Genomic DNA, 8,895 nt, shown 5'->3' with positions numbered 1-8,895 from the left:
CTGGTGGAGGGTTGACTCACGACGGGGTCAGCCCGATCGCCCGGGCCGAAGCGCTACCTCACCGCCGCATCCAACACCACCGTCACCGCGGACCAGGTCGCCGACTGCCCACCCGCCGTCACCGACACCGTCAACAAATGCGAGGCCGGCGAGACCCTGGAAGCCATCGTCGCCCACGACGCCGACAGCCTCGAATACCTCGTTCATGCCGTCGAATACCACCATCAAGGCATCGACAACGTCCAGCGCTGGATCGACAGCAGTCGCGCCGCACTCAAGACCGCCTCCGCGCACCGCATCGCCGACGCGGCACTGACCGGACAACCCCTCGCCTGGCTCACGCGCCGCGCACCCAGGTCATTGCTGGGCGGCCTCGGCGGGCGCGCGCGGAGCCGACCCGACCGCCGCGTACGCGATGAGCCCACCGAGCGCGAGCAGTCCTGCCGTCACGGCCGCAGCGGTACTCCCCGGAGGCTGCGCCTGCCACGTCAGGACTCGCCCGATCGGTTCCGGCTGAGGGAACAGGATCGCGGCCAGCGTCCAGCCCAGCGGCAGGAACCACGCTCGGGCGGTGCCGATGGCCGCGGCGCCCAGGGCGGTCAGTCCGAGCAGCCCGGCCGCGTCGCGCACCACCAACCAGGCAGGGCCGAAGCGGGCCCCGGTCGCCAGCGTGGCCAGCAGCAACACCACTATGACCAGGAACGCCGCCAGCAGATGCGCGGCCCGTCGCGGCGGCCAGGGCATCCCGGCCGTTCTCTCGATGGCGTCGTCGGGGCCGCCGAGCGTGGCGGTCAGTGCGGCGACCAGCAGCAAGACCGTCAGGACGACCATCAGTACGTCTACGCCGCGGTCGTCGGAGAACACCGACCACAGTGACCACATCAGCGCCGCACAGCCGCCGGCCGCGACCAGCGCCATCGGGACCCGCCGGGAGCGTAGGTAGAGCGTCAGCCACCTCATCGCGCGCTCCGGGAGAGCGGTCCGTCGCCGACCGAGCAGGTCACTGCGGCCTGGCGCAGTGCGCTCACCCGGGCGTCCCCCTCGCCTGCGGGCAGCCCTCGCAGGTCGCGCCACAGCTGCCCGGCTTCGGCGACATACTCGGCTTCGTAGATGTTGCCGGCCACCGGCTCGCGTCCGATCAACCAGTAGGCGGCTGCCAGTTTCTCTGCCCGGTTGGCGGAGTTCTCGCATCCAGGTGGGCTGGCGAACGCCCCGGACACCACGTCCGCCGGCACACCGGCCTCGTCCTTGAGGTGACCGTTGGAGCCGGCCTCGACGTGGAGCAGGACGACATCCTTGTTCCACTGCGGGTAGCTGTCGGGGAAGTACGTGGTGGTGTCCTCGTGCACCCGGGTCGGCGCGTCGGGCAGCTTCGCCAATATCGACAGACCTTCCCGAGCTCCCGGGGTCACCTCGGACAGCAGCCCGGAATGGACCCGGCTGACGCATACCCGCGGTTCGTCCTCGGCGCACACCAGTTCCTTCGCCACCGGGTCGAGCGCGTCGGTGACGAGTCTGTTCTGGTGGGGCATGACCGTGATCGCCAGCGCGGCGCCGACCACCACCGGCAGCAGCGCCGCCACGCGGATCCGCCAGCCGCTGAACGCGAACAGCAGCACGGCGGAGACGGCGAGAGCCGTCAACCAGACGGCCTGGGCGACGCTGGCCCGGCCGGGCACGGTCGCGTAGGCACCCGGCATGTTCATCTCGTAGATCGGCGAGAACACCAGGGCCAGCCAGCCCCGGGGACGGGTCGCGGCGGGAATGAGCAGCAGCAGCGCCAGGCCCGCCACGCCGAGCGCCGGAGCGGTCACCGGCGACGGCAGCAGGCGGCCGACCGCCAGGCCGAGCCAAGCTGCCGCGATCAGCGCCAGGGCGCCGACGGCCATGACGCCAAGGACCGACACCGGCAGGTACTCGGCGGTGCCGATGATCCACAACGCCCCTGCCAGAGCCATCGCCAGGTATCCGCAGACCACCGCGACAGCCATCGCACCGAGCGTCGGCGTCGTCCGTTGCACCGCCGGGCGAGGGGTGCTGGCGAACAGTTCCGTCACGTTCGAGCGGTGCTCGCGGCGGGCCTGCCAGGCGCCGGCGGCCAGCGCCAGGGGCCACAGCACCGCCAGATAGAGCCGCTGGGTCATGGCCAGCTGCATCCATCCGGTCGCGAAGCCGATCCCGTCGGCGAAGAAGAGCAGCACGACGCCGACCAGCAGCAGGGTCAGGGCGGTTCCGAGCGCTGCGGAGCGGCGCAGTTCGATACCGAAGATGCGGCTCATCGACCGGCCTCCGCCCGGTGCCGGCGCAGCAGCGCGGAATAGCCCCGCTCGGCCGCACTGTCGCCGGCGTCGCTCTGTCCGCCCTGCGCGACCAGGTCGGCCGGGGTGCCCTGGTAGACGAGCCGACCCTCGTTGATCATGACGACATCGGTGCACGCGGCCACCACGTCCTCGACCAGGTGTGTGGAGACCAGTACGCAACTGTCGACGCCGATGTCGCGCAGCAACTCCCGGAAGTCGAGGCGCTGCTCCGGGTCGAGACCGACGGTGGGCTCGTCGAGCAGCAGCACCGCCGGATCGTTGACGATCGCCTGCGCGATGCCCGCCCGGCGCAGCATGCCGCCGGACAACGTTTTCATCCGGGCACCCGCCTTGGCCGTGAGGCCGACCCGATCGATCGCCCGCTGCACCGCGCCCGGCACCGCGGTCTTCGGCATCTCCTTGAGCCACGCCATGTACTCGACAAACTCCCGCACCGTGAAGCGCGGATAGAACCCGAACTGCTGCGGCAGATAGCCCAGCCCGCGACGTACCCGCCGCAGGTCGGCACGGCCGTCGACCGACTCCCCGAGCAGCGTCAGCCGCCCGCCGGCCGGTTTCACCACCGTGGCCAGCGCGCGCATCAGCGTGGTCTTGCCGGCCCCATTCGGCCCCAGCAGGCCGTGGACGCCGGTGTCGAGGGCCAGGTCGAGCCCGTCGACGGCCAGGTGCCGGCCGGCGCGCACGCGCAGTCCTTCGGCATGGACCACCCAGGGATAGGTGGTGGGGGCTGTCTCGGCCGCGCTCACCGTACGCATCATCAGTCCTTTCGAAGACGGGCAGTGCCCGACAGATCAGTTGTGGCTGGTCAGCTGGCGGAAGTTGCCGGCCCGGGTCGCGGCCAGACCGGCCAGCGTCAGGGCGAGCAGCGCCCACACGCCGGAACTGCCCGGTTGCAGCACCGCCGGCAGCTGGGCGGTGACCACGGCCGGCACCACCACGGCAAGCGCCCAGGCAGTGCCGAGCCCGGCAGCGGCCCGGCGTACGCCGACAAAGGCGCCCAGCGCGATGGTCGCCGCGGTGAAGGCCACGCACGGCAGCAGCGTCATGGCCAGGGAGACTCCGGTACGGGTACTCGCCAACGCGAGCGCCGGCACGACCACGGCGAGCACCCCGGCCGTACGTCTCAGCAGCATCGCCAGTCCGGCAGCCGGCGTGCCGGCGACCAGTTCCCAGGCCGGATCGTGACGCCGGCTCCACGCGATCGCCACCGCCGGAAGCGGCGCCACCGGAGCCAGCAGCGACACCACCGACGGCAAGCTGGATTGCAGTACGTCGAGCAGGACCGCACAGCCCAGAACCGCCACCGTCATGATGAGCCACGGCACCGAATGCCAGACCAGCCAGCGGTTCCGGGCCGCCAACCAGCTCGGGCGGCCGGCCGGAGCCGGTCCGGCGGCGATGACGTGGTCCACGCTGGCGGCGACCCGAGCGAGCAGGTCCCGCGATTCGTCCGTCGTGCTGCTGGCCATCTGGGCGCGGCAGTCCGCGCAGTTCTCCAGATGCGCCTCAACCGACCACACCGTGGCTTCGTCGAGGCTCGTCTCCCGGTCGGCGTAGCGGGCGATCACCGCGGGACTCGGATGTGTGGTCATGACAGCGCCTCCCGAAGAGCGATCCGGGCCCGCCGGGCCCGCGACTTCACCGTGTTTTCCGGGACACCCAGCAGCAGGGAGGTCTCACGCACCGAGAGCCCGTCGAGAACCATTGCCCGCAGGACCTGCCGCGCCTCGGGCGGCAGCGTAAGCAGGGCCTGTTCCAGCTCCTGGCCGACCCGCCCCGCCATGACTTCGTCCTCGGCGGTGGGGGCGACCGTCTCGGCGAGAGGTACCGCCGGGAGCTGGTTCTGCCGGGCCCTCCGGCGGAACGCGTCGACGAGGCGATGGGCGGCGATGGTCCACAGCCAGCCGACCGCGCTGCCCGACGTTGCCGAGCCGGCGAAGCTACCCGCAGCCCGCCAGACAGCCAGGTAGGTTTCCTGCATCACGTCTGCGACCACGTCGTCGTCGGCACACCGGCGGCGCAACCGGGCAAGCAGCCACGGCGACGTACGCCGGTACAGCTCGTCGAATGCGCGCCGGTCCCCGGCTGCGGTGCGGCGCACGAGTTCGTCCTCGTCGGCCGCGTCCAGACTTCGTCTCACAACCGGCAAGACGACAGCCTCCCGCCCGTGGTTTCCCCAGCCGACGTGACATAGGTCACACAGTCATCAAACAGCGCCATGTCTCCGGGGATACAGTCACCGCCCGCATGCGTGCAACGTTTCACGAGGTAATCACAGCGTGGAGACGTCGGGATTTCCGTCACGAGGCGCGGCGGACCTCAGAGCGGCTCCGCCTGACCCTGCACGCGCGGGTTCTATGGCAATATCCTCCCCTTCGGCAGGTGTACGCCTCCGGAGTCCTCGAAGGCGGACCCGCCGTGACCCCTAATCCGACTGATGTGACCCGCCGCCTGGATGCGGCGCTGGCGGGCGTGGCCGCCACATTCCGGGGCATGACCGCCCACTGGCAGGAGTCCAACTGCGAGTGCCACTGGGGTAGCGCGGAGGAGTTGGCACTGCTCAAGACCCCGGACGTGTCGCTTGACGACGAGCTGCTCCGCCGCACGTACTTCACCACGGACTGGCGCTACCCGGGTCCACTGCTACGCCGGATCCTGCCCCAACTGACCCAGGGCATCGTGGCAGGCACAGTAGAGCCGATGGGCGGGATGGGGTGCCTGGGAGGTCTGTTCACCGCCGGTAGCCGGCAGGAGTGGCCCACCGCGCAACGTGACGCCCTGCGGGAATTCCTGAACGCCTGGTGGCTGCACGTCCTGGTCGAGCCCGACGCGAAGGTGCCCGCCCACGACGCCCTGACGCTCCTCGCCGAGATCACCACAGAGGTCGTCCCGTGGTTGACCATCTGGGCAGAGTCGCTCACCGTCACGGTGGCGCGGCGGCGGCTGGTCATGGCCGTGGACGAGTGGATGTACGACCTACTACGCGACGATCTCCCCTGGTCGAGCTGGCACGACGAGGACACCTGGTGCCCCGCGCTGTCACTGTGGGTGCTACGGCACGCGCCGGCCGCGCTACGGGAGCACGAGGCAGCGGCCGAGTTGCACGACCAGGTACGGCTGCTCACGCTGCCCTACGCCGACAGGTGGGGCCCGTAGTCTCCCGGCCTGCGCCCGAACTGCTGCGCTCTGCTGTACAAGATCGAAAAAGGCCGTCTCCGACTACCGGAAACGGCCGGCGGGCGGGCAAAGATCCCACCGAACCGGGCAGATCTAGCGTCTGAGTAGGGCCGTAACGGTCAGCGCTTCTCGACTTTATACACGGGTTTTCGGTCTCAGTTGTGCCGGATTTGTGCCTGTTGATCTTGCGCGGCCCCCGCCAGGTAGCCCTGCTTCTGCCGCCATCCCGCCCGCCGCCTGGCTCGCACTTCAAGCGGAAGCCAGGCGTTGCGGGCGGGTTGGTCTGTATCTCGCCGCCGCGCCGTCAGCAGCAGTTTGCGGTACCCGTCACGGCTGGCTCCTTCGCGGCGTCCGGGGTGCAGCAGGCATCTGCGGCGACCTTTTCCAGGTGATCGGAGTCAGCCTTGACGGTGTAGACCTCCCAGGGCTCGTTGCCGGGGCCGCGTACCCACACCTTGTCCTGGAGGGCGTAGCAGCATTCGGTGCTGTTCTCTTCGAGAGTGATCAGGCCGGAGTCGGTGAGGCGCTTGGTGGCAGCGTCGACCTCGTCGGTGCTGAACACCTCGACGCCCAGGTGGTCCATCACGGTGGGCTGGTCGGCCTCGCCCTCCAGGAGCACGAGCTTCAGCGGCGGGTTCTCGATGGCGAAGTTGGCATAACCGGGGCGAAGCTTGGCCGGCTCGGTGTTGAACAACTTCGAGTAGAAGGCGATGGAGCCTTCGAGGTCGGATACACGAAGGGCGAGCTGGACGCGAGACATGGTTCCCCTCCTGACGGATTTAGCGGATGTGGTAGCTGGTGAGAGCGGTGGTGCGGGCGCGCTCGTAACGGGCGTCGGCGTGGCAATCCGCAGTGCAGACCTGCCCGCACGACTCGCAGAGCGTCACATCTCGGACGTGGGTGTTGCGACGACGGGAGAACAGCATGAGCATCACCCTTACCTAGATGCTTTTCGAAGCAGGACCTACGTTGCACCCTGTTTCGATATATGTCAACCTAGAGTCATGTCGAAACAAGCGCTGCCGGTGGTGGACCTCCAAGCCGTGGCCTGCTGCTCACCGATCGACGTCCGCCCCCTAGAGGCCGATCAAGCGGCGGTGGTCGCGCCGATGTTCAAGGCGTTGGGCGACCCGATCCGGCTGCGGTTGATGTCGATGATCGCCTCCGTGCCGGAGATCTGCGTCTGCGACCTGACCCCGGCGTTCGACCTGTCCGGGCCGACCATCTCCCACCACCTCAAGGTGTTACGCGAGGCCGGCCTGGTCGAGGCCGACCGACGCGGCACCTGGGTGTGGTACCGGGTGAAGCCGGAGGCGTTCCGGCAGCTCGGCGCGTTGCTGGACATCTCCACCGCCCCGGCCGCCGACACCGCAGCGTGAGACTCCAACCACCTGCGTGTACTACACGACGCGGGCCTGGTGTCCACCGAGCCACGCGGCCGGTTCACCTACTACCGGCTGCTGCCCGACACGATCGAGGCCTCCGCCCGCCTCACCGTGCGGGCCGCCGCGCCCGCACCAACACCGAATCTCTCCGGGAGTGCTGATGACCGCCGCCGACACCACGTCCCCACCCCAAGCGGTGGTCGCCCGGCTGTCCCGCTTGGACCGGCTGCTGCCCGCCTGGATCGGCCTGGCCATGGTCGTCGGCCTGCTGCTCGGCCGGCTCGTCCCCGGGCTGAACAGCGCCCTGGACTCGGTGAAGATCGGCGGCATCTCCCTGCCGATCGCCCTCGGACTCCTCATCATGATGTATCCGGTTCTGGCGAAAGTCCGCTACGACCGGCTCGACACCGTCACCAGCGACCGTCGGCTGCTGATCTCCTCGCTGATCCTCAACTGGATCCTAGGCCCCGCCGTCATGTTCGCCCTCGCCTGGATCTTCCTGGCCGACCAACCCGAATACCGCACCGGCCTGATCATCGTCGGCCTCGCCCGCTGCATCGCCATGGTCATCATCTGGAACGACCTCGCCTGCGGCGACCGCGAAGCCGCCGCCGTCCTGGTCGCCCTCAACTCCGTGTTCCAGGTCCTCGCCTTCGGCCTACTTGGCTGGTTCTACCTCACCGTGCTGCCGAACTGGCTGCACCTGCCCGGCGCGCACCTCGACATCTCCGGCTGGGACATCGCCCGCAACGTCCTGATCTTCCTCGGTGTCCCGCTGCTGGCCGGCTACCTCACCCGCCGGCTCGGCGAACGCACCAAAGACCGCGCCTGGTATGAATCCGCGTTCCTACCCAAGATCGGACCGGTCGCGCTCTACGGCCTGCTGTTCACCATCGTGATCCTCTTCGCCCTGCAAGGCGACGCCATCACCTCCCAACCCTGGGACGTGGCCCGCATCGCCCTGCCACTCCTGGCCTACTTCGCCATCATGTGGGCCGGCTCCTATGCCCTCGGCCGCAGCATCGGCCTGAACTACCAGCGCACCACCACCCTCGCCTTCACCTCCGCCGGCAACAACTTCGAACTCGCCATCGCCGTGGCCATCGGCACCTTCGGTGTCACCTCCGGCCAAGCCCTCGCCGGCGTAGTCGGCCCACTCATCGAAGTGCCCGTCCTCGTCGCCCTGGTCTACGTCAGCCTCGCCCTGCGCCAACGCCTGTTCCCCGCCAACGACGCGGCCACCACCAGCGCGGCACGCCCATGACGGTCCACCTGCTGGGCTTGACACCCGTCCAGATAATCGCCAAACCCGCCGCTACCATCGGCCGGGCCTTCACCGACATCTTCGCCGGCATCGCCCCGGCCTCAGTGCCCGGCTTCGTCGCCACCCAACTCGTTGGCGGCCTGGTCGCCGTCGCCGCCTGGTACCCCCACGCCGCAGACTCCGTCGGCGCCGTCGTCGTGCCGCACCTCACCCAGAAGAACCGATGACCGCCCCCACCAGCACCACCGGATTCACCATCGCCGCCATGGGCGATGAGCACGCCAACGCCGTACTGGAGATCTACCGGCTTGGCATCGCCACCGGCAACGCCACCTTCGAAACCGAACCACCTACCTTGGAGCAGTTCACCGCCAGCCGGCTACCCGGTCACCGCTGGGTGGCCGTCGACCCCACCGGTTGCGTCCTCGGCTGGGTTGCCTGCTCCGCCGTCTCCGACCGGTGCGTCTACGCCGGGGTTGTCGAGCACTCCGTCTACGTCCACCCCGACGCCCAGAGCCAAGGAATCGGCCGCCTCCTGCTCAACGCCCTGATCGCCTCCACCGAGCAGGCGGGCATCTGGAGCATCCAATCCGGCGTCTTTCCCGAGAACACCGCCAGCCTCGCCCTACATACCGCCTGCGGCTTCCGCACCGTCGGCACCCGCGAACGCATCGGCCGCCACCACGGCACCTGGCGCGACGTCACCCTCATCGAACGCCGCAGCCCGATCTTTATCTGACAGGAAGAA

At 69.3% G+C, this 8,895-nt stretch carries 12 protein-coding genes and 1 pseudogene; 6 read left to right on the top strand and 7 right to left on the bottom strand.

Going from position 1 to position 8,895, the window contains the following annotated elements:
• Positions 1–48: 48 nt before the first annotated feature.
• Positions 49–354 (top strand): annotated as a pseudogene (locus ACH4T9_RS01500) (hypothetical protein); the annotation flags it as partial.
• A gap of 3 nt (positions 355–357) precedes the next feature.
• Here the strand turns inward: ACH4T9_RS01500 and ACH4T9_RS01495 are convergent.
• From ACH4T9_RS01495 to ACH4T9_RS01475, 5 genes are read right to left on the bottom strand one after another with little or no spacing between them, the layout of a single operon-like run.
• Entirely contained in the window at positions 358–918 is a 561-nt protein-coding gene (locus tag ACH4T9_RS01495; RefSeq protein ID WP_396669254.1) for a hypothetical protein, read from the bottom strand.
• A gap of 38 nt (positions 919–956) precedes the next feature.
• Complete coding sequence (locus ACH4T9_RS01490; protein WP_396669253.1) at positions 957–2,279, bottom strand: hypothetical protein; 1,323 nt, start codon at positions 2,277–2,279, stop codon at positions 957–959.
• Positions 2,276–3,076, bottom strand: coding sequence for an ABC transporter ATP-binding protein (locus ACH4T9_RS01485; RefSeq protein WP_396669252.1), 801 nt, complete (start codon positions 3,074–3,076; stop codon positions 2,276–2,278). The genes ACH4T9_RS01490 and ACH4T9_RS01485 overlap by 4 nt, the downstream gene beginning before the upstream one ends.
• Before the next feature lie 36 nt (positions 3,077–3,112).
• Positions 3,113–3,913: a zf-HC2 domain-containing protein gene (locus ACH4T9_RS01480; RefSeq protein WP_396669251.1), complete on the bottom strand. Its 801-nt coding sequence runs from the start codon at positions 3,911–3,913 to the stop codon at positions 3,113–3,115.
• Positions 3,910–4,461, bottom strand: coding sequence for an RNA polymerase sigma factor (locus tag ACH4T9_RS01475; protein WP_396669250.1), 552 nt, complete (start codon positions 4,459–4,461; stop codon positions 3,910–3,912). The genes ACH4T9_RS01480 and ACH4T9_RS01475 overlap by 4 nt, the downstream gene beginning before the upstream one ends.
• Positions 4,462–4,814: 353 nt before the next feature.
• On the opposite strand from ACH4T9_RS01475, the gene ACH4T9_RS01470 reads away from it, so the two are divergent.
• Positions 4,815–5,477, top strand: a complete 663-nt coding sequence (locus ACH4T9_RS01470; protein WP_396669249.1) for a hypothetical protein — start codon at positions 4,815–4,817, stop codon at positions 5,475–5,477.
• A 325-nt stretch (positions 5,478–5,802) separates the two neighbouring features.
• Here ACH4T9_RS01470 and ACH4T9_RS01465 read toward each other — a convergent pair whose 3' ends face one another.
• Both ACH4T9_RS01465 and ACH4T9_RS01460 read right to left on the bottom strand, forming a co-directional pair.
• Complete coding sequence (locus ACH4T9_RS01465; RefSeq protein WP_396669248.1) at positions 5,803–6,258, bottom strand: ArsI/CadI family heavy metal resistance metalloenzyme; 456 nt, start codon at positions 6,256–6,258, stop codon at positions 5,803–5,805.
• Between the two features lie 19 nt (positions 6,259–6,277).
• Complete coding sequence (locus ACH4T9_RS01460) at positions 6,278–6,424, bottom strand: hypothetical protein (RefSeq protein WP_396669247.1); 147 nt, start codon at positions 6,422–6,424, stop codon at positions 6,278–6,280.
• Positions 6,425–6,502: 78 nt separating this feature from the next.
• On the opposite strand from ACH4T9_RS01460, the gene ACH4T9_RS01455 reads away from it, so the two are divergent.
• The 4 genes from ACH4T9_RS01455 to ACH4T9_RS01440 all read left to right on the top strand — a co-directional run bounded on the left by ACH4T9_RS01455 (position 6,503) and on the right by ACH4T9_RS01440 (position 8,886).
• Positions 6,503–6,877 carry an ArsR/SmtB family transcription factor gene (locus ACH4T9_RS01455; RefSeq protein WP_396669246.1) on the top strand — a complete coding sequence of 125 codons (375 nt, stop codon included), beginning with the start codon at positions 6,503–6,505 and terminating at the stop codon, positions 6,875–6,877.
• Between the two features lie 166 nt (positions 6,878–7,043).
• Complete coding sequence (gene arsB, locus ACH4T9_RS01450) at positions 7,044–8,147, top strand: ACR3 family arsenite efflux transporter (protein WP_396669245.1); 1,104 nt, start codon at positions 7,044–7,046, stop codon at positions 8,145–8,147.
• Entirely contained in the window at positions 8,144–8,374 is a 231-nt protein-coding gene (locus ACH4T9_RS01445; RefSeq protein ID WP_396669244.1) for a hypothetical protein, read from the top strand. Before arsB ends, ACH4T9_RS01445 begins: the two co-directional genes overlap by 4 nt.
• Positions 8,371–8,886, top strand: coding sequence for a GNAT family N-acetyltransferase (locus tag ACH4T9_RS01440; protein WP_396669243.1), 516 nt, complete (start codon positions 8,371–8,373; stop codon positions 8,884–8,886). The genes ACH4T9_RS01445 and ACH4T9_RS01440 overlap by 4 nt, the downstream gene beginning before the upstream one ends.
• The last annotated feature ends 9 nt before the right edge of the window (positions 8,887–8,895 follow it).

Origin of the sequence: Micromonospora sp. NPDC020750 (assembly GCF_044334565.1) — a bacterium.
In the GTDB taxonomy this organism is placed as follows: Bacteria; Actinomycetota; Actinomycetes; order Mycobacteriales; family Micromonosporaceae; genus Micromonospora.
The sequence above is the reverse complement of the archived record's forward strand: the minus strand, read 5'-3'. Positions and strand labels throughout refer to the sequence as shown.

Bases quoted from the DNA above. Each gene is read 5' to 3' on its own strand.
- ACH4T9_RS01470 (WP_396669249.1), top strand. From the start codon at position 4,815: ATGACCGCCCACTGGCAGGAGTCCAACTGCGAGTGCCACTGGGGTAGC.
- ACH4T9_RS01495 (WP_396669254.1), bottom strand. From the start codon at position 918: ATGGCGCTGGTCGCGGCCGGCGGCTGTGCGGCGCTGATGTGGTCACTG.
- ACH4T9_RS01490 (WP_396669253.1), bottom strand. From the start codon at position 2,279: ATGAGCCGCATCTTCGGTATCGAACTGCGCCGCTCCGCAGCGCTCGGA.
- ACH4T9_RS01460 (WP_396669247.1), bottom strand. From the start codon at position 6,424: ATGCTGTTCTCCCGTCGTCGCAACACCCACGTCCGAGATGTGACGCTC.
- ACH4T9_RS01440 (WP_396669243.1), top strand. From the start codon at position 8,371: ATGACCGCCCCCACCAGCACCACCGGATTCACCATCGCCGCCATGGGC.
- ACH4T9_RS01455 (WP_396669246.1), top strand. From the start codon at position 6,503: ATGTCGAAACAAGCGCTGCCGGTGGTGGACCTCCAAGCCGTGGCCTGC.
- ACH4T9_RS01485 (WP_396669252.1), bottom strand. From the start codon at position 3,076: ATGCGTACGGTGAGCGCGGCCGAGACAGCCCCCACCACCTATCCCTGG.
- arsB (WP_396669245.1), top strand. From the start codon at position 7,044: ATGACCGCCGCCGACACCACGTCCCCACCCCAAGCGGTGGTCGCCCGG.
- ACH4T9_RS01480 (WP_396669251.1), bottom strand. From the start codon at position 3,913: ATGACCACACATCCGAGTCCCGCGGTGATCGCCCGCTACGCCGACCGG.
- ACH4T9_RS01465 (WP_396669248.1), bottom strand. From the start codon at position 6,258: ATGTCTCGCGTCCAGCTCGCCCTTCGTGTATCCGACCTCGAAGGCTCC.
- ACH4T9_RS01445 (WP_396669244.1), top strand. From the start codon at position 8,144: ATGACGGTCCACCTGCTGGGCTTGACACCCGTCCAGATAATCGCCAAA.